The organism is Glaciibacter superstes DSM 21135, assembly GCF_000421145.1.
Classification (GTDB): Bacteria; Actinomycetota; Actinomycetes; order Actinomycetales; family Microbacteriaceae; genus Cryobacterium; species Cryobacterium superstes.
Map to the genome: position 1 here is coordinate 1 of NZ_ATWH01000027.1, position 18,472 is coordinate 18,472.

General features: G+C 62.6%; 19 protein-coding genes and 1 pseudogene. 10 read left to right on the forward strand and 10 right to left on the reverse strand.

The genetic code is table 11. The features are described 5' to 3' along the window. Positions 1 to 397 (forward strand): annotated as a pseudogene (locus tag K323_RS30130) (HNH endonuclease); the annotation flags it as partial. Between the two features lie 73 nt (positions 398 to 470). Here the strand turns inward: K323_RS30130 and K323_RS0122885 are convergent. Further along, complete coding sequence (locus tag K323_RS0122885) at positions 471 to 1,805, reverse strand: ferredoxin reductase domain-containing protein (RefSeq protein ID WP_022887587.1); 1,335 nt, start codon at positions 1,803 to 1,805, stop codon at positions 471 to 473. Positions 1,806 to 1,877: 72 nt separating this feature from the next. On the opposite strand from K323_RS0122885, the gene K323_RS0122890 reads away from it, so the two are divergent. The 4 genes from K323_RS0122890 (at position 1,878) to K323_RS28220 (ending at position 4,519) form a co-directional block, all read left to right on the forward strand. Further along, positions 1,878 to 2,363 (forward strand): MarR family winged helix-turn-helix transcriptional regulator, encoded by a 486-nt coding sequence (locus K323_RS0122890; protein WP_022887588.1) that lies wholly within the window; start codon positions 1,878 to 1,880, stop codon positions 2,361 to 2,363. Between the two features lie 134 nt (positions 2,364 to 2,497). Then, positions 2,498 to 3,469, forward strand: a complete 972-nt coding sequence (locus K323_RS0122895; protein WP_022887589.1) for an NmrA/HSCARG family protein — start codon at positions 2,498 to 2,500, stop codon at positions 3,467 to 3,469. A gap of 30 nt (positions 3,470 to 3,499) precedes the next feature. After that, on the forward strand, positions 3,500 to 3,943 hold the full coding sequence (locus tag K323_RS0122900; RefSeq protein ID WP_022887590.1) for a VOC family protein: 444 nt from the start codon (positions 3,500 to 3,502) through the stop codon (positions 3,941 to 3,943). Positions 3,944 to 3,979: 36 nt separating this feature from the next. Continuing rightward, positions 3,980 to 4,519, forward strand: a complete 540-nt coding sequence (locus K323_RS28220; RefSeq protein WP_022887591.1) for a hypothetical protein — start codon at positions 3,980 to 3,982, stop codon at positions 4,517 to 4,519. A gap of 82 nt (positions 4,520 to 4,601) precedes the next feature. Here the strand turns inward: K323_RS28220 and K323_RS0122910 are convergent, their stop codons facing one another. The 4 genes from K323_RS0122910 to K323_RS0122925 form a co-directional block, all read right to left on the reverse strand. Beyond that, positions 4,602 to 6,707, reverse strand: coding sequence for a GMC oxidoreductase (locus K323_RS0122910; RefSeq protein WP_022887592.1), 2,106 nt, complete (start codon positions 6,705 to 6,707; stop codon positions 4,602 to 4,604). Next, positions 6,694 to 7,584, reverse strand: a complete 891-nt coding sequence (locus tag K323_RS0122915; RefSeq protein WP_022887593.1) for a carbohydrate ABC transporter permease — start codon at positions 7,582 to 7,584, stop codon at positions 6,694 to 6,696. Before K323_RS0122915 ends, K323_RS0122910 begins: the two co-directional genes overlap by 14 nt. Continuing rightward, positions 7,581 to 8,546 carry a carbohydrate ABC transporter permease gene (locus tag K323_RS0122920; RefSeq protein WP_022887594.1) on the reverse strand — a complete coding sequence of 322 codons (966 nt, stop codon included), beginning with the start codon at positions 8,544 to 8,546 and terminating at the stop codon, positions 7,581 to 7,583. Before K323_RS0122920 ends, K323_RS0122915 begins: the two co-directional genes overlap by 4 nt. Positions 8,547 to 8,662: 116 nt before the next feature. Further along, positions 8,663 to 9,979, reverse strand: a complete 1,317-nt coding sequence (locus K323_RS0122925) for an ABC transporter substrate-binding protein (protein WP_026852032.1) — start codon at positions 9,977 to 9,979, stop codon at positions 8,663 to 8,665. 192 nt (positions 9,980 to 10,171) lie between these two features. On the opposite strand from K323_RS0122925, the gene K323_RS0122930 reads away from it, so the two are divergent. From K323_RS0122930 to K323_RS0122940, 3 genes are all read left to right on the forward strand, one after another. Next, positions 10,172 to 11,209 (forward strand): LacI family DNA-binding transcriptional regulator, encoded by a 1,038-nt coding sequence (locus tag K323_RS0122930; RefSeq protein ID WP_022887596.1) that lies wholly within the window; start codon positions 10,172 to 10,174, stop codon positions 11,207 to 11,209. A gap of 133 nt (positions 11,210 to 11,342) precedes the next feature. After that, positions 11,343 to 12,065 (forward strand): ThuA domain-containing protein, encoded by a 723-nt coding sequence (locus tag K323_RS0122935; protein WP_022887597.1) that lies wholly within the window; start codon positions 11,343 to 11,345, stop codon positions 12,063 to 12,065. Next, positions 12,050 to 13,147, forward strand: coding sequence for a Gfo/Idh/MocA family protein (locus K323_RS0122940; protein WP_022887598.1), 1,098 nt, complete (start codon positions 12,050 to 12,052; stop codon positions 13,145 to 13,147). The genes K323_RS0122935 and K323_RS0122940 overlap by 16 nt, the downstream gene beginning before the upstream one ends. A gap of 33 nt (positions 13,148 to 13,180) precedes the next feature. Here the strand turns inward: K323_RS0122940 and K323_RS0122945 are convergent, their stop codons facing one another. The 3 genes from K323_RS0122945 to K323_RS29970 all read right to left on the reverse strand — a co-directional run bounded on the left by K323_RS0122945 (position 13,181) and on the right by K323_RS29970 (position 15,613). Further along, the gene (locus K323_RS0122945; RefSeq protein ID WP_157509556.1) at positions 13,181 to 14,008 is read right to left on the reverse strand and encodes a hypothetical protein; all 828 of its coding nucleotides are present in this window, start codon (positions 14,006 to 14,008) and stop codon (positions 13,181 to 13,183) included. Between the two features lie 16 nt (positions 14,009 to 14,024). Beyond that, on the reverse strand, positions 14,025 to 14,591 hold the full coding sequence (locus tag K323_RS0122950; RefSeq protein WP_022887600.1) for an RNA polymerase sigma factor: 567 nt from the start codon (positions 14,589 to 14,591) through the stop codon (positions 14,025 to 14,027). Between the two features lie 818 nt (positions 14,592 to 15,409). After that, the gene (locus tag K323_RS29970; RefSeq protein WP_157509557.1) at positions 15,410 to 15,613 is read right to left on the reverse strand and encodes a hypothetical protein; all 204 of its coding nucleotides are present in this window, start codon (positions 15,611 to 15,613) and stop codon (positions 15,410 to 15,412) included. A gap of 179 nt (positions 15,614 to 15,792) precedes the next feature. On the opposite strand from K323_RS29970, the gene K323_RS0122960 reads away from it, so the two are divergent. Together K323_RS0122960 and K323_RS0122965 are read left to right on the forward strand one after the other, a co-directional pair. Next, positions 15,793 to 16,041, forward strand: coding sequence for a DNA-processing protein DprA (locus tag K323_RS0122960; RefSeq protein ID WP_022887602.1), 249 nt, complete (start codon positions 15,793 to 15,795; stop codon positions 16,039 to 16,041). Between the two features lie 46 nt (positions 16,042 to 16,087). After that, positions 16,088 to 16,927, forward strand: a complete 840-nt coding sequence (locus K323_RS0122965) for a hypothetical protein (RefSeq protein ID WP_022887603.1) — start codon at positions 16,088 to 16,090, stop codon at positions 16,925 to 16,927. A 625-nt stretch (positions 16,928 to 17,552) separates the two neighbouring features. On the opposite strand, the gene K323_RS30805 is transcribed toward K323_RS0122965, so the two are convergent. Together K323_RS30805 and K323_RS30140 are read right to left on the reverse strand one after the other, a co-directional pair. Further along, the gene (locus K323_RS30805) at positions 17,553 to 18,017 is read right to left on the reverse strand and encodes an ATP-binding protein (RefSeq protein WP_342663029.1); all 465 of its coding nucleotides are present in this window, start codon (positions 18,015 to 18,017) and stop codon (positions 17,553 to 17,555) included. Continuing rightward, positions 17,936 to 18,472: alpha/beta fold hydrolase (locus tag K323_RS30140; RefSeq protein ID WP_022887605.1), on the reverse strand; the 537-nt coding region annotated here is incomplete at its 5' end. The genes K323_RS30805 and K323_RS30140, both read right to left, overlap by 82 nt.

Consider the following 18,472-nt stretch of genomic DNA (forward strand, 5'->3'; position numbering starts at 1 on the left):
CAACCAACGCAAAGCCATCATCGCAAGAGACGGCGGCTGCATCATCCCCGGCTGCAACGCACCCGTTTCCTGGGTCGAACTCCACCACGTCACCGCCTGGCGTGACCGAAAAGAGACCGAAGTCTCCGGAGGCGTCGCGTTATGTTGGTACCACCACCACAGCATCGAAACCTCCGGCTGGAAAATCCGCATGGTAGGCGGTGTCCCTCAAATCAAAGCCCCCTACTGGATGGACCCCACCCAAATCTGGCGGCACACCAATGGCCACCGCGCCAACCGAGCCACCGACCCGGCCAACAGTCGACCCGGCAGCGGCGGAAACCCCACCCGCCACGCCGACCCCGGCACCAACCCTGGGCGCAGTGCGCCCGGCGACGGCCGACCCGCGCTCGAATAGCCGCACACGTTCTTTAGGATGGCGCCGAAGGCTGATCGATCAACAGGTGACATGCCTCAGCACCCCATCCGCCTCAGGAGTCCCAGATCGGTCCAAATGCCGGAACGCTGCGGCGTTCGAACTCGCCGACGACTCGGTCGGTAACGGACTTATTCGCGACGCAGATCACTGCATCCGCGCCCGAGGCGACATACGCGTCGTAGGCGAGTCCGAACACATCCGGCTTCCCCTGTTCTGAGGTGTTCCAGATCACCGCCTCGGGTTGCGCCGCGGTCACCTCGTCGACGAGTCCGTCGCCGTAGGTCTCCCGCGGAGTCTTTGTGACCCACACAAGCCGCGCACCCTGCGTGTCGGTCAGAAGGTGCCCGAGCACGGGACCGATGCCGCTTCCGGTGACCACATACAGCACCCGGGAAAAGAGCCGCTTCGCGTTTGCGACGCCGGCGGTCGGAATGCCCCTGATCCACACATGTGTCGGCGGGTGGTCGATGAACGTCGACGTCCATCCTCCGGCGCGAGAGACCACCATCCGGTATCCGGACTCCCCCGATGACGCGGGCACGCAAGCGAATGGGTGCCAGCCGAACAGCGGATGTCGGCTAATTGCACGCGTGGTACCCACCGGTGGCACATATCCATGATCCAATCGCACGACCGCCGCGTGGTCAGAGGGGCGCTCGACCGTGATCGCCACCCGCCGCAGCAACAGCCACGGCCAGACCGCGAGCAGGGTCGACACCACGAGCATCCAGAAGATGGGAGAGTTCAAGAGCGCCTCGCCGAAGGTGCGCGCGGGGGTCTGCAGTTGGGCGAGGAGCAACGCATTGATCCACGAAAACACCAATACGGCCCAGGTGCCGAAACGATGCGACGCCTCGAAGGCATCATGGTGCCGGGTGCGAAATCGCGGTGCCGCCATGGCGCAGATTGCGAGCAGTACAATCACGATGAGGAGCGCCATGGCCACCGAGACGTCGTCGTATCCCGGTTCTCCGTCGGCCCACGCTGGGGCGAGGAGCGCGACGTACACGACGTACCAGGCGGTGCCGGAGAGCGCACCGCCAACGTGCAGGCCGCCGACATGGTAATACTGTGCGAGTCGCCAGCGCAACCTCAGCGGCCATGAGGTTGGTGCCCGCGTCGCCAGCGCGGAGAGGAGGTTCACCATCCAGTGTTGGCGCGGCAGAATCGCGAAGAGGATGTTCAACTGCGAGATCGCCGCAATGATCTGCAGACTGTGCGCGTGGGGTTGCCACCATCCGGCCGCAGCCCCCCACGCGAAGACCAGCCCATTCAGGGCGAGCACGCCCACGAGGAGTACCACGTAAAGCATGACGCGCGCGCGGCCGCGCGGACGCGCCTCGGCGACAATCGAGGGCTCGGCCAGGTTCTCGCCAGGTGCAATCATGAACTCATTCTTTCGAACCGCGCCCCCGCACGGTAGTTCCGATATAATTGATCTGTCAACTATAATACGGGTGTGAATGATTCCCAGGCCACAACACGCGCCCGTCGCTCCCCCGCGGCGGATGAGCTGAGAACGTGGCGCAACTTCATCGAAACAACTGACGAACTTCGGTCGACGCTCGCGTCGCGACTGCAGAGCGAGTCCGGCCTATCCACCGGCGACTATGCCGTGCTGCTCGCCCTCAGTGACGCCGAGAATCGCACCCTACGCTCATCCGATCTGGCCTCGACCATTGGCTGGGCACGCAGTCGACTGTCCCATCACCTCGGACGGATGGAACGACGGGGTCTCATTCGGCGTGAAGAAGCCCAGACCGACAGCCGCGGGGCGGAAATTGCCCCCACCCCCACCGGCACCGAGGCATTCAGAGCGGCGACTGCTCCCCACCTTCACGCCATCCGCGAGCTCTTCATCGATGCCCTGACGCCCGCTCAGCTAACGGCAGCAGACGAGATCGCCGACGCCCTCAGCGCCCACCTCAAAGAAGGAGTGCACTGACGTTCTCGGCGTCGGCGCAGCAGGTATCTGATGCATGGGATGCCGGTTTCGCTCAGAGCTGATCTCTACAAGTTGACATGTCAATCAAATCCGATACTCTTCTAGTTGACACATCAATTAGAGGAGTATCGAGCATGACAAGCAAGAAGATCATCGCTGTGGTTGGCGCAACCGGGGCGCAGGGCGGCGGTTTGGCGCGAGCGATCTTGGCCGACTCCGACGGCACCTATTCCGTTCGAGCGCTAACGCGCGATCCCGAGTCCACAGCGGCCAAGGCTCTCGCCGCTCTCGGTGCAGAAGTAGTCGAGGCGGATCTTAACGACGAGCCCAGCCTCGCCGCGGCGTTCGACGGTGCTCACGGCGTTTTCGTTGTGACCAACTACTGGGCGGAGCTCACCGACGAAGAGGAGGCTGCGCAGAGTAGACCCGAGAGGGAACTGGCTCAGGCGGCCGCCGCTGCGGAGGCGGCCAAGGTCGCCGGCGTCGAACATGTCGTCTGGTCGACGTTCGAAGACACCCGGCACTTCTTCGGAACAGGCGAAAACAAGGCGCCGACTGTCGAGGGCTCGTACAAGGTCCCGCATTTCGACGCGAAAGCTGAAGCGAATGCGCTATTCACGGAGCGTGGTGTTCCGACCACATTTCTGCTGACCACATTCTATTTCGATGGTTTCTCCAGCGGTCAATTCCTCACTCGTGAGAACGGCAAGCTGGGCGTCACGTTGCCGATCGCCGACGGAAGAATGTCAGGGGTCGCGGCCGAGGACATCGGCAAGACTGCACTTGGGATATTCAAGCGCGGTGACGAATTCGTCGACAAGAGCGTAGGGGTCGCCGGCGGTCATCTCACCGGCGTCGAATTCGCAGAGGCGCTGACCGAAGCCCTCGGTGAAGAAGTCGAATACAGGCCGTTCACCTGGGACGAATACCGGGCATTTGAGTCTCCGGTCGCCGTCGAGGTCTCGAACATGTTCCAGTACTACGCAGAAAATGAAGCAGAGTTCACCGGAGCTCGGAATATCGCCCTCGTCCGTGAACTGAACCCAACGCTCCAGACCTTCCGCGACTGGCTCTCGAACAACGAACACTCCATCCCTCGGGATTAAGACACACCACTAACAGGAGATACGAACATCATGGATATGAAACTCGAAGTACTGGTCATCCCCGTCGCCGACGTCGACCGCGCCAAAGCGTTCTACGAGAAAGCCGGCTTCCGACTCGACGCCGACTTCAATATCAGCGAAGAACTCCGCATCGTCCAGGTCACCCCTCCGGGATCCGAGATGTCAATAATCTTCGGCACCGGGCTGAGTGAATCAGCGCCCGGCTCAGTGCAGAACCTGCACCTGACCGTCACCGACATCATCGCGGCACGCGAGGAACTCACCAGCCGTGGCATCGAGGTCAGTGAGGTCTGGCACGACGCCGACGGCCTCTTCCACCGCCCGGGCGGGCGGAACCGGGTCAGCGGGCCTGATCCGAAACGTGCAGATTACAATTCCTTCGTCTCATTCGAGGACCCTGACGGCAACGGGTGGTTCCTCCAGGAAATCGTCAACCGCGCTCCCGGGCGCTAGCACTCCTCGGCACATTCTCCAGAAAAGGACATCACCATGGCACTCCTAGACCGAATCTTCGGCCGCAACATCACCCTCGACACCCCGGGACCACCGACGAACGACGAGGAGGCAGTCGAGCGGTACGAGTACCTGCTTCGAACCGCAAAGTCTCACACCATCGAAAAGGCCCACGTCGAGGCATTCGAGAAGCTCACATCAGAGCAGCGCGATCTTGTATTCGAACGCTTCATCGCTGAACCTCCCGCAGGCGAACGCCCAGCCGATGCCAGTCCGGCAACACTGGCGAAGACGGCCACCCGCGCCGAGTCGCGTCAACCCGGCATCCTCACACGAGTCTTTGGCGACAACCGGGTCAATACCGGAAACGGCACCAACGGGGCCCACGGAGATTCCTTCCTGGGGACCTTCGCGACGTATGCCATTGCTTCAACCGCGATCGACGCGATCTTCTGGGCTGGCCTTGTCGGGACAACAGTCGTCGCTACCAACGCTGACTCCTCCGGCGACTCCTCCTCCATCGACGCGGGAAGCGGCGCTGCCGACACAGACTTCTTCGGCGGCTTCGATTTCTGAACCAATAGGTTCGCGGCAGCCGAAGATCTGTTGCCAGACGGATGCCGCGTCACCGCCTGGCGTGATGCCTTCGGCCAGAGCGTCAGGCCGGCCAGTCCGCCACAACGTGTTCGGCGACCCGGAACGCGTTCGCAACGATCGTCAACGCTGGGTTCACGCTTCCGTTGGTCGGATGCAGAGACGAATCACACACAACGACGCGTCGCGTTCCGTGCACCCGACCCCACGGGTCGGTCGCTGACGTTGCCGGGTCGTGCCCCATCCGTGCCGTGCCGCACGAGTGCTCGCCGGCAGCTGACGCGGTCGCTATACCGCCCTGTCGTCGCACGTCGCGGGCGCCAGCCGCCTGCAGCCACTGCTCGCCGGCGCGCGCCATGCCATCTTCCACCTCGCGGGATGCCCAATGCACGTCTTTACGCAGAGCTGCGCCCGGGCGACCCCAGCGGTCGCGCACCCTTTCGGCAAGTGTGACACGGGATGTCGCAAGCGGTATCTCCTGCCCCATTCCGAACACCCCGAATGCCCTGGCACGGTCGCCGCGCATCCATTCCTTATGGGCAGCGCCCCACGCTGGAACGCCCGGCATCGATGGGGACGACGCCGACGTCAGTGGCAGCATGCTCATCAGATCAACGATCACACCGCCGCCCCACGGGATGCTGCCCGCATGCACGTGATCGAGCGTGGCAATCGAATGGCCTGGGCCGACGAACTGTTTCACCGGCGTGCTGACCGTTCCGAGCATCGTCACGAATCGGTGGTCATGCAGGTTGCGGCCAAGCACATCGTTGCCGATTCCACTTGCCAGCAGCAGTCGCGGCGTTTCGATCGCACCAGCCGACACCACCACGATGTCGGCGCGCACGATCAACAGGGCCGGAGACGACGACGCATCCGCCATGATCGTGATCTCTGCGATGTCTGCACCGTCTCGAACTTCGATCACCTCTGCGTCATACAGCACGTCGCAGCGGCCGGTGGCAACTGCCCGCGGGATGAACGTGTTGTGCGAACCGTTCTTCGCATTCACCGGGCACGCATGCCCAACGCACTGCGGACAGCGCACGCACGCCGGTCGGCCGTCGTGCGTAATACTGTTGATCGCCAATGGAATCGGGCCCCAACCCCAGCCGAGCGCATCCGCTGCCGACCCGAGCAGCTCGCGGGCCGGCTCCGTTCCCATCGGCGGCATCGGATACCCGGCCGAACGCGGTGTGCGGCTGGTCAACCCGCCTTCTGCACCGGATACACCGAGTTCGCGCTCAGCGCGCGAGTAGTACGGCTCCATGTCGGTGTAATCGATCGGCCAATCAGCAAGAGAAGCGCCATCCGGATTGCCGTACACGCTTGCCATGCGAAAATCGTCAGGCATGAATCGCCACGCCATTCCCTGCCACACGCGTGTTCCGCCACCGAATGCATCGGCATTCAGCCCATACATCGCGGCGTCACCGTCGCCGTCGACGACGAGTTCACCGCCATCCTGCAGCAGCGCGACACGCGGATGCCCGGCACCAGGGCCGACGGACGACGCGTACACGGCGTTGCGTTTGCCGTGCAGATGGTCTCCGCGCAGAGCCTCATTCGGCAATTGCCGAGCCCGCTCGATCAGCAGCACGTGCTTTCCGGCCTGCGTCAGCACCTGGGCGGCGACACCGCCGCCTGGCCCACTGCCGACCACGACCGCGTCGTATTCGCTCTTCACCTGATCGGCGCGAATGCCCGCTATCGCATCGGGTTCGACAGGCACGATTCCCTCTGGGATCGCGCGGAAGCCCACCATGGGGAGCCCGATCGGCGTGCGCTTCTCGGCCACCGACGATTTGGCTGCGTAGTAGCCCTCCCAGCAGATTCTGCGCAGCGCCGCGAACTCGGCAACGCCGCCGGGATCCGCCGTAACCGATTCCGTGTTATCGAGCGAAACGAGCACCTGATCCTGCTCGTTATCGCTCAGCGCGGCAAACGAGGCAGCACCGGATGCGACTGCCGCGGAATCCAGCCGTTCGCTCAACGATTGCAGCAGCGGCTGCGCCCATTGCAGATCGTCACGGGCCGTCGCGAGGTAGGCTCCGACCCCGCCCTCCCATCCGTTCGGCCAGGAGTCGGCGGGGATCACCCGGTTGATCGCGGCACGGATGGCCGGGGTGACGAGGGCTTGTGCGATCGTGTGGGACTCACCGCCCGGCAAGCGAGCCTCCGATTCCGCCAACGCTGAAGTACTTGTTGAGTACGGAGAACAGGATGATCGGCGGCGCCATCATGACCACTGCGACGGCCATCACGAGCCCCCAGTTGGTTTGGTTCTGCTGGAAGAACGTCTGCAGCCCGATCTGGAGAGTGTAGTTGTCGTCAGAGCGAAGGAAGACCACGGCCACGAGGTAATCGTTCCAGGCCAGCAGGAACGAGAAGATCGCGGTGGAGAGGATGCCGGGAAGCGAGTTGCGCAGCACGATGCGCGTGAAGCTGCCGAACACCGAGGTGCCGTCCATCCAAGCGGCTTCTTCCAGTGTGATCGGGATGGAGTCGAAGTACGCGGCCATCATCCACACGGCGACGGACATTGTTGATCCGACGTAGATGATCGTGACGCCGGCGAGGTTGTCGACGAGTCCGATCTGGGCAAACAGGATGAACAGCGGGATCACTGCTGTGACGACGGGCAGAGACTGCACGATGAACAGGATGAGTGAGTATCCGGAGACGGCCCTGCTGCGGCCGCGCGAGAGCACGTATCCGGCTGGGGCGGCAACCGCGACGGCAACCACGACGGTCACCAGGGTCACGCCGAGGCTGTTCTTCAGCCAGGTTCCCACGTTGGTCTGACTGAAGACCAGGCTGAAGTTCTCCAGTGTCCAGCCCGTTGCCGTGCTGCCGAGCGATGGCTGCAGGGACAGCACGAAGACGGCGATGATCGGCGCGAGCACGACACCGGTGATGATCAGAATGATCACAAGCCTCCACCATTTGCCGCGATGCTCCGTCTGGGAGAGTGTGCGACGTTTGCCCGATGTGACGCCGACCTGGAGCTTGCCAGTGATCGGGACGTCAGTTGTGTCGGTGCTCATTCGATGTTCACCTTTCGGATCTGGCGGTAAAGCATCGTGGCGATGACCACGAGCACAAGCGTCATGATGAACGCGATCGCGACACCGGGGCCGGTCTGGAAGTTCTGGAACACGGTGCTGTATGCCAGGACCACGAGCGACCGTGTGGCGTTCACCGGGCCGCCGCCGGTGAGAAGGAAGATGGTTGGGAAGTCGTTGACGCAGAAGATCGTCATCAGAATCCAGCTGATGTACGTGGACCTGGAGATTATCGGAAGCGTGATCTGCGTGAACGTCTGCCAGCTGCTGGCACCGTCGACCTTGGATGCCTCGTACACGTTGATATCGACCGATGCCAGTGCCGATGACATCATCATCATCATGAACGGGAAGCTGACCCACACCTTGAACACGCACACCGTTACCTGGGCGAGCACGGGGTCGGCTAGGAACAGCACGTTCCCGAAGCCGAGCGCGTCGAACAGGATCGGCAGCGGGGACTGCGGGGTGGCTACCAGCCAGTTCCACGACGTGGCAGACACGACCACGGGAACGACCCATGGCAGAAGCAGCAGCACCTTGAACAGCCCGTTCGCGGGGATGCGGGTGCGTAAGAACAGCGCAAGCCCGAGGCCGACGGCCCAGCTGCCGAACACGCCGGTGACCGTGAAGACCAGCGTGAACCACGCCGAATGCCAGAACTCTGGCGTCTGAACGACGTTGATGTAGTTCGAGAAACCGACGAAGTCGCCTGCGCTGATCAGGTCGCCATTGCGCAGTGATTGCAGTCCTGCGTAGATCACCGGGTACAGGTTCAGAAGAACCAGCAGGATCAGAGACGGCAGCGCGAACAGCAGAAGAACTCGCGCGTGCGAGTTCTTTCTCTTCTTGGCTGGGCGTGCACCGGGCGACCGGCCAGGTCCGGCGACTCCAACGCCTCTGCGCGCCTTCTTAAGCGCTCCGGCTACGGACTCAGTCGACATGTACTTCTCCTTCGAAGGGGACTGCGCTTGGTAAGCGGCGCTGGGCTGATAGCGCTCAGAAAACGAGTGAACGGGTGAGCCCACCATCCAAAGAAGGGCTCACCCGATTCGACTCGTTACTTCATGAGGCCTTCGATCGAAGTCTGCAACTTCGTCAGGGCACCCTTGGCGTCGACCTTGCCACCGAGGATCGACTGTGTGAAGTCGAGCATCGGTGCGGTGCCGTCAACCGTGTTGGCGATGTTGTAGAACAGGCCGGATCCGCCCGGTGCTGCCCACGTCTTCAAGATGGGCTGCCAGTCGGCGAGGATCTTGACCTTGTTCACGTCGGCCTTGAACTCGCTGGTGTCGGCGATGGACTTCAGCGGCGGCAAGCCGATTCCGGTGTTTTTCGTCCAGAGCGGAGCCATGTTCTTGTAGTAGTACGTGAGGAACGCCTCCGAACCCTTCTGGCTCGGCGTGTTCTTGTACATCATGATGTTGTTCGGAAAGTACAGGCCACCCTTCGTGCCGCTCGGGCCGGTCAGCGGATCGCCGACAACCAGGTCGCCTGCGACATCGCCGACGGCTCCAGCAGGCAGGCCTGCACCGTCCCAGCCGAAGCCGAACTTCTTTGCCTTCCACTGCGACTCCACATTCGCGCTCGTGTATGTGGCTGCCGCCGGGTCGCTGTATCCGGCCTTCACGATCTCGAGGATGAACTCCATCGCCTGGATGTTCTCCGGCGTGACGCAATCCGGCTTCTTGTCTGCGTTGAAGAGGCCGCCACCGTTGTTGATCATGAACGCCGCGAGGATGTGGCTTCCGGTGAAGCTGCCGGCGCCCGAACCGAGGCCGAACCCGTACACACCGATCTTCTTGAGGGCTGCGCACACGTTCATGTACTCGTCCCACGACTTCGGGGACTCAACGCCCGCCTGCTCCATGAGTGACTTGTTGTACCAGGAGATGCGAACGTCGAGGTTGTACGGCACAGCCGCGTAGCCCTCGTCGGTCTTCATGGCATCGATCAGGCCGGGAAGGAAATCATCGTAGATGCCGTCCTTCTTCCAGCTGTCCAGCAGATCGTCTGCATAGGCGATCTTGCCCTGGTTGGCGAACTGGAATGCCTGCGTTCCACCACCAGAGCTGACAGCTGGGCCCGTGTTAGAGGCAACCGCTGAAGAGAACGTCTGGGTGAAGTTCGCCCACTGGATCGCCTGGTACTTAGCCGAAGGCAAGCCACTCTTCGGTTCGTACGCCAGCGTGATCTTCTTGTCGAGCGGGTTGAACTCGGTTCCGCCCCAGGGCATGTTCCAGAACTTCATCGTATCGCCGCCACCACCGCCCCCGCCGGTCGAGCACGCAGCGAGCAGCGCAGTTGCTGCCGCTCCGCCTGCAACGCCGATGAAGCTGCGCCGTGTAAACGCGGCGCCCGTGGATTGAGAAGTCATGACACTTTCCTTCCGGGCCACCGATGCATCAGTCGCGTAGCCAGATTCGTCGTTGAATGCAAAGTTGTCGTGTACGGCATGCAAAACTTTCGCACATCGGCGCGATAAGTATTTATCGCTTTGACGGTGTTGTCAACATTCCAAGCGCAAGAACTATCGTGACGGATGCGAGAACCTCGCTATTATGAGGCTATGAGTGAGCAAAAGGTTTCGTCGCGTCGCGCGACTCTCGCCGCAATCGCTCTCGATGCATCCGTGTCGATGTCAACAGTGTCGAAGGTCCTGAACGGACGCTCCGGCGTATCCGATCCAGTGCGGGATCGGGTTGAGCAACTGCTGCACTCGTCTGGCTACAGTAGGCGCGGCCTCGAGCAGTCGCACGCAAGTCTGCTCGAGCTCGTGTTCCCGAACGTCGACAGTGAATGGTCGCTTGAACTCATCCGCGGGGTGGACCGGGTCGCGCGTGAACACGGCATGAGCGTCGTGTTGACAGAAAGCGGAGATCGACACTCGCCTGCGCCTGACTGGATCGATGGCGTTCTGCAACGTCGCCCGGTTGGCGTCATCCTTGTCTTCTCTGACCTGCCTGCCGACCACAAGCGGCGCCTGCGCACCCGCAATATCCCGTTCGTCGTCATCGATCCGGCTGGGGACCCGGCACCGGATGTCCCTTCGATCGGTTCGGCGAACTGGGCGGGTGGGCTGATGGCAACGCGCCATCTGCTCGAACTCGGTCACCGGCGAATCGGCGTCATAACAGGCCCGGACGACATGATGTGCTCACGGGCGCGCGTGTCTGGATATCGCGCGGCACTCGACGAGGTCGGGATCGCGATCGATCCGAAGTTGATCGATTCGGGGACGTTCAGGTACGCGGACGGAGTCGAAGCCGGCACGCGATTGCTCGCGCAGGCCGATCGCCCGACGGCCATCTTCGCCGGGAACGATCTGCAGGCGTTCGGTGTATACGAAGCTGCCCGATCCGTCGGTCTTGCGATACCGAGGGATCTCTCCATCGTCGGCTACGACGATATTCCGCCTGCGCGGTGGATGGGGCCGCAGCTGACGACCGTTCGTCAGCCGCTGGCTGAGATGGCCGAGCAGGCCACACGCCTGGTGCTAGCCCTGCGTACAGACCCTGGTCGGTCGATCGCGCGCCTCGACCTTGCCACGAGTTTGATTGTCCGTGGCAGCACGGCACCGCCAAAGACGACGAAAGAGACACGATAGGTTTCGTTGCCGAGTGCAAAACTTGTGCGGTCCCGAGCCATCGCGTGAGCGTTGCAGCGCAGGCCATCTGCGTGTGAAAAGTATTCGTACGGCCGATTACCAGCACCAAACAGACGACAACGAGAAAGTTGATATGACTGAGAACACCAGCCAGAGCAGTACAGGCACACGAAACGCCCTGATCGTTCGCGGCGGATGGGATGGCCACCAGCCGGTCGAGACCACCGATTCGGTGATTCCGCACCTGGAGAGCAACGGGTTCACGGTGCGGGTCGAAGACTCGACCGCGGTTTACACCGACGCGGACTACCTGGCCACCGTCGACCTGATCGTGCAGGTGGTCACGATGTCCACCATCGAAAAGGAAGAGTTCGCCGGTCTGCAAACAGCGGTTCTGAATGGCACGGGCTTGGCCGGATGGCACGGCGGCATCGCTGACTCGTACCGCAACAATGCAGACTACCTGCACATGATCGGCGGCCAGTTCGCGCACCACGCAGGCAAGGATCCGGCCGAACGCACCGGTGAGCAGTCAGACAACTACATTCCGTACACGGTGCACATCACGGAACTCGGCAAGACGCATCCGATCACTGCGGGCAACGACGACTTCGAGCTGACCACCGAGCAGTACTGGGTGCTCAGCGACGATTACAACGACGTGCTGGCCACGACCACGCAGACCGTGCGCCCGTGGGATGCCTGGAACCGACCGGTCACAGCGCCCGCGATTTGGACACGCCAGTGGGGCAAAGGCCGCGTCTTCGTTTCTGCCCCCGGCCACCGCATCGAAGTACTTGACAACCCGAACGTGCGCACCATCATCGAGAGAGGTCTCCTGTGGGCGGCACGCTGAGAGTCGGAATCGTCGGCGTCGGAAACATCAGCGCACAGTACTTTGAGCACATCCCGAGCCTGCCAGGGCTGAAGCTCATCGCCGTCGCCGATATGAACGAGGCGCGCGCAGCAGAGGTCGCTGCCGAGCAGGGAGTCGAAGCACTCAGCGTCGACGCACTGCTCGAAGACCCGCGGATCGATGCTGTACTGAATCTCACGATTCCGGCTGCGCACATCGCGATCGGCACGAGAGCGCTCGAGGCGGGCAAGCACGTATACGGCGAGAAGCCTCTCGCACTCGACCCGGCCGAAGCTGCGCCGATGCTCGAACTGGCTCGTGCTCGCGGGCTTCGGGTCGGCAGCGCTCCGGATACGGTGCTCGGCACCGGCATCCAAACTGCACGCCAGGTGCTCGACGCCGGAACGATCGGCGACGCGGTCGCAGCTGCAGTGCACTGGTCTGCGCCAGGTCACGAGCGGTGGCATCCTGCGCCGCAGTTCTATTACCAGCCGGGTGGTGGGCCGCTCTTCGACATGGCGCCGTACTACCTGACCAGTCTTGTGACGCTGCTCGGTCCTGTTGTGCGCGTGTCTGGCGGCGTGACCCGCTCGACGCGAGCACGCACAGTTGCAACCGGACCTCAGGCGGGCGCAGCCATCCCCGTCGATGTTGACACGCACGTGAGCGCGATTCTCGAGCATGCAGGTGGGCAGACGTCGACCGTCACGGTGAGTTTCGAGGTGTGGGCGTCGCGTGCACCGCTGTTCGAGTTGTACGGCACTGACGGCACCATCGCCGTGCCAGACCCGAACCGGTTCTCCGACCCCGTCGAGGTGTGGACGACATCAGAACCCGAGTGGCGCGAGGTGCCAGTGTCTGGCGGATTCGCGGATGCAGGGCGCGGGTTCGGCCTGGCGGATATGGCGCACGCGATCGAAACGGATCGACCGCACCGGGCATCAGGCGAACTGGCGTTCCACGTGCTCGAGATCATGGATGCGATACTGCGCGCAGGCCAGGAACATCGCGTCATCGAGCTGACCAGCACAGCGCCGCGCCCGGAAGCTGTGCCGCTGGGCGCGACGCCTAACACCTGGTGACGTTCAGGCGTCGGCCGCCAGACGGATGCCGCGTCACCGCAACGCTCGGTCAGTTTCGGAGTTGTCCTGGTGCGCGCCCTGCCACATCATGTCGACCTGGACGAACTCTTGGGCGTAGCAGCGGCCTTCTGCGCCCGACGTGACGGAATCGTTCGATTTGACGTAAGTAATGTCCGTGCCGGATTTGTTGACGCTTCCAAGGGGGTACCCGGCCGCGGTCATGCAACCTGAGTAGCGGTCGAATTGCGCGTAGTACTCCGCATCGGTGACCTCGCCATCTGCCATCGCTGCGGCCTGCTGAGGCGATGGTTCGAGAGGAACAGCGCGAGCGGCCCAAGACGCCCAGACCACGTATCGCTTTCCTTCGCCCGCGGAGACCGTCAACGTATGCGCAGGCGCGTCGTCCACAGTGAAATAGCTTCCACTCCCAGCAGAGCCCGTGGATGCCTCATCGCAAATTATGGTCGTCGCGGCTTTTCCGTCGACGAGGAACTCGAACCTTCCGGGGTCTGCGCAGCGGAATGCGACCGCAAGCTCGACTGCGCCGTCCGGCACTGCACCGAGCGGTTCGACAGTGTTACCTTGCCCGTTGATCACCACGGGTTCTCCAAACAGCTGCGTATCGTCATAGACAAGCGCGGCGACCATGTTGTCCACGGTCACTGGCTTGTGCTTTTCTGGTGCGTTGAGAGCGACGGCAGACACGGCTCCGGTCAGCGCTCCCGCGAGAGCAAATGCGGCAATCGGCGCGACGATGCTCCATCGACGTCGAGTGGGGACGGGCGCAGCTGACGCGGTGGCCACGAGCATCCGGCGCAGTTCAGTGTCGCGTTCGCTTCTGGGTATCTCGCTTCTGGGCATCTCGCTTCTGGGCATCTCAGAGGGCATCATCAATCACACCTTCCGGCCGCAGTGCTGTAGTTGATTCGTTGATGGTCCCGCGCAGCCGCGCTTTGGCTCGCGAGAGCCGGGACTTGATCGTGCCGACGCGCACACTCATTATTCGGGCGGCGTCCTCCGCACTGACGCCCTCGAGCACGCACAGCGTGAGAACCTCTTGGTCAATCGAAGAGAGTCCCTTCAGAGCCGTCACCGCTTCACCATCGCCGAACTGCTCCGCGTGATCTGGCTGAACTTCGCCCGCGGGAAGGCGTCGGAGTGCGGCTCTGTAGCGACGCGAAGCGCGGGTCAGATTGCTCGCGGTGAATGTCGCGGTTCGAAGGAGCCACGGCAGCATCGAACCGTCAATAAAACGGATGTCGTTGCGCTTGCGCCATGCCTCAAGGAATGTCACGGCCACGACGGCGTCCGCGTCAGACCACGACGGGGCCAGACCGCGAGAGTGCCGGTACAAGCGGGCGCGATGACGGTCGAAGACCTCTCCGAGGGCGTGTCCTTTGCCCGCGAGAGCTTCGGCCCACGCTTCCTCATCATTAACGCTCACACTCTGAAGTGTCCACGACCTAGCAAAGGGTTCCCCCCGACACGGGCAATCTCTCCGACCTCCTCAGAAAAGTGACCGACCACTGAAAAAACAAAGGCCCCCGATTTCTCGGGGGCCTTTCTTGTTCGCTGAGAGTTATGCAAACCAATTCACTCAGATTTGCAATCAACCCACTGTGGGTTGATTGCAAAACTCAAACGGACAAAAACTTCCCTGCTATGAGAAGGCGCCTCCGCCTCACTTCTACCCGGATTTACAGCGATCCTCTCCCGATTGTCCGAAAATCCTCTCCGATATCGTCGACTATCTTGCGCTGAGTGTCGAACACCGATGCCTGCGACAGAACGGATCCGTCCGCCCAGATTGAGGCCCATTCCGTGTTGCAGATAAGGCATCCTTGCGGGCATTTTTACCAGGCGGGGTAAACGGCAGGTCAACCACGGCAGGGCTGCTGCAGCTCTGTTGGAACGGACCAAGCCTGCGGACCGACCGTCTATCGGACGCTCCCTGGGCAACGCTTTGATCGCCCCAGGGTTACAGCACTTGGAGAGCGTTCTTGTCGTCGCGCTCTCAGCGGGAGAGTGCGTGAAGAACGGAAAGGTCGCCGTGGCGGCTTCGACGAGGAGGTCAACGGCGGCAGCGACGGCGCGCGGGGGTGCGGCACAATCCGCACCGATGCTTAGTGCCAAATCCTCGGTATGGACGGCGATTTCGACAAGCCGGGTTCGGAGGTATTCATTTAGGAGCAGCTCTTCTCCGGGGCGGTGCGCGACAGCCACACGGCGGTCGGCCGGCTCTGTGCTGAGGCGCGTCTGAAGCTACTGAAGAGCAAGGCTGGCATCGTTGGCGGATCGCTTTGGGCCGGACGTGACCGAGCAAGTTCCGACTGGAAACCCTCGCAACCAAAGCTTGCCCGCTCGATCCGGATATTCGAGGAGGATCGAAGTCACTTCGTCGGTGGTCTGCGCCCAATGGTCGAAATCCGCCGCGTTGGGGTGTTGCATCAGCGGGTCCAAGGTCACGCGTCGATGCTACGGCTCATCTGAAGTTAGAACCATGCCAACCATCCTCCGCGGCATCAAGTCGGCGCGCTGGTCGCGGCGCAACTCCCGCGCCACCACATCGAACCGATTCCCTCACGCTCGAGAAGGCGATGTCCTGCTGGAGCCGTAGAAGGATCCGATCGCTCAGATCGCGCGCGGTGGCGCTGAGGTACGGCGAGCAGATCGCCGCCGAGGCCTCCGCGGGTCTCGTCAGCCGCGGCCTCGCCATCGTCAGCGACACCTCATACGGAATAAGTGGCATGGCCCACCGGGCGGCCCTCGCCCGCGACGGCATCGCCGCGGCCTCCCTCGCCGGAGGAGTCGCCCGCTGCTACCTGGCCGGCCACGAACAGCTGCTAACCCGCATCCCAGCCGTAGCGCGAAGGACGTTGAAAGTGTGTTTCTAGCCGTGTTGTGACCCCATATCTGTAGCTCGTTCGATATGAATGTCGCATGGCAGTGTTGATGCGCATCCGAGTGGCCCCTTACGCAGAGAGCGGGCTCCAGGGGGAGAGCAATCTCGCTGGCCCGTACCTCGTGGACCAACAGATCGACGTGGTGCGGGAGACCTTCCTCTTCGGCAGCACGCAGGAGGTGCTGAACGCCGCCGACCAAGCGGGTGCCTACCGGCAGGCGCACAGGAGGAGTGAGCTGTACGTACGCCCCACAGCCATACCGGCGTCTACGGCGACTCTCGATGACTACCACGCGATAAACGAGATCTGGGCAGTGGACGAGAGGGGTGCGCTGTCCGCCTGGAGCTTCTTCGATCGCCGCGACCTTCCCGTTCGGGACGTACTGCGGGCGACGCTAGACGGCTACAACCATCTGGACTTCCTGGACGTAATTATCGCGTCACCGGCGGGGCGCGGCGGGGACACTACCGCGTTCTCGTGGATCGAATTTTTTGGCGGCCTCGGCCTCGGGCTAGCCACGAACATCGTATGGGTTGCAGCTACGCGCGCCTTGGCACGGATGGGAATTATCGTACGCACGAAGAGAGAGGACGCCGAGATCGCCCGCATTGCAGCAATGTGGGTATCGCGCGGGATCTCGTCCTCGTTCCGGCTGCGAAGGTGGCTAGAGATCAAGGAGCAGTGGAGTGCTGTCGAGGTCGCCCAACGCTTGAGCCTGGAGACCGAGCCGGCCCTCCGTCTACTAGTCGCGCTTGGGTACGAGCCGTTGGTGGACGATCCCGATGCGTTCATCCTCGGCACCGGAAAGCGAGCCAAGGGGCGCCGGAGCCGGTGGCTCAAGCAGGAGACTGACTCACAGATCTTCGGGGCTTGGTGACCGACAGCGTCGCATCCGGTCCCACCGCGCTGGGCGCGTCATGGGGGTGATTGGTTCTTTCCTCCCGAAGCCCCTCGACGCGGCAATTGTTGGAGGCCTGAGACTCGCGCGCATGGCGCCGCGCTATGCCGCTTCGAGCCGGTAGAGGGCAGATCACCCCCAGTGCCTCCGAAGCCGCCGAGGAGGGTTCGTAGGACAACCTTGGGTGCGAGGATCACTCCCTTTCGAGCAAGAAGAACCGACCTTCGGGCGGTAGCTTGGTCAAGCACAAACGATGGGAGACACTCATTCAATCGAAGGCATCGAATCTGGCCGTAACGCCGACGCTGTATCACTACACGAACGCACACGGGCTGGTCGGGATCATAAAGAATCGGGAGCTCTGGGCTACGGAGGCGAACTACTTGAATGATCCATCAGAGGTGAGCTACGCCAGTGGAGTTTTGATCTCGCTCCTCGAACGACGCATCAGAGACGGACTCGGTGAAGCCGAATCGGAGCGCGCCCTGCAAGCTGTCAATTGACCGGGCCCACGAGTCCACCGCCGGTCGTGTGGACCGCTGTCAGAACCGAGCTCGACTGTCAGAGAGATCGTGCCCGGATCGTCACATCACTAGTGCGCGGGTCAAACGGTCAGACCGCGGGGAAGGCGTACCTCGAATCGGTATCCGTCCGCGATGTTCCGCACGGTGACCCCGCCCGAGTGGGCTTCGACGATGCCCTGGACGATGGCCAGGCCGAGACCCGCGCCTGCGGATCTCCCGAGCAGCGGCTGAGGTGTACGTGATGATGTGCCACGCCAACCTGTCCTGAATACCTCGGACAGGTCGTCCTCGGGGATGCCGCCCCGGCATCCGAGACGCTGAGGATGACGTTGCCATCGGCGTCTTCGGAGGTCTCGATGGACACCTCGCGCCCCGGCGGGGAATGCTGGATCGCATTGATTTCCCGTGTTCTCAAGGGATCGAGCCAGCGTGGCCCGCGGATTCGTGGCGGGCGAGAGGTGACTCATCGAGACAGGAAATCTCGGAGAATCTGAACTATGCCCGAAGCGGTGTACTGGTGGCTTTCGCCTTGTATCGTCTGCCATTGAGCGTTCGGAAGCACTTCCGCGAGACGATGGACGGCCTTGTGCTGGTAGGCGGGGCTCTCGCTACCGACCATCACCAGAGTGGGGATTGTGATCGGTTGGAAACGATCCAGGGATGCCGGATCGCCCTTCTGCGTATCCCCCATGATCAGCCCGTCGTACGAGATGGTGTGGGTCACGCTCTCCAGGGCGCGCCAAAGGGGAATCTCGGTGATCCCCGCAGCCGCCTCAGCCGGCACCCCCACCGCCTCAATCATGAACAGCTCGAACGCGTCGCCGCGTCGTCCGTCTGCGACCAGCGCATCGAACCGCTCGGTGAAATCAGCACTTCTCTGCGGGTATCCCGCGTACACGTAGAACGGCGGCTCATAGCAAGCAAGTCGCGAGATCGGGAGGCCGTGAAGCACCGCCTCGAGCGCCAGGACTGCACCGGAAGACTCGCCGAACAGAGCGGC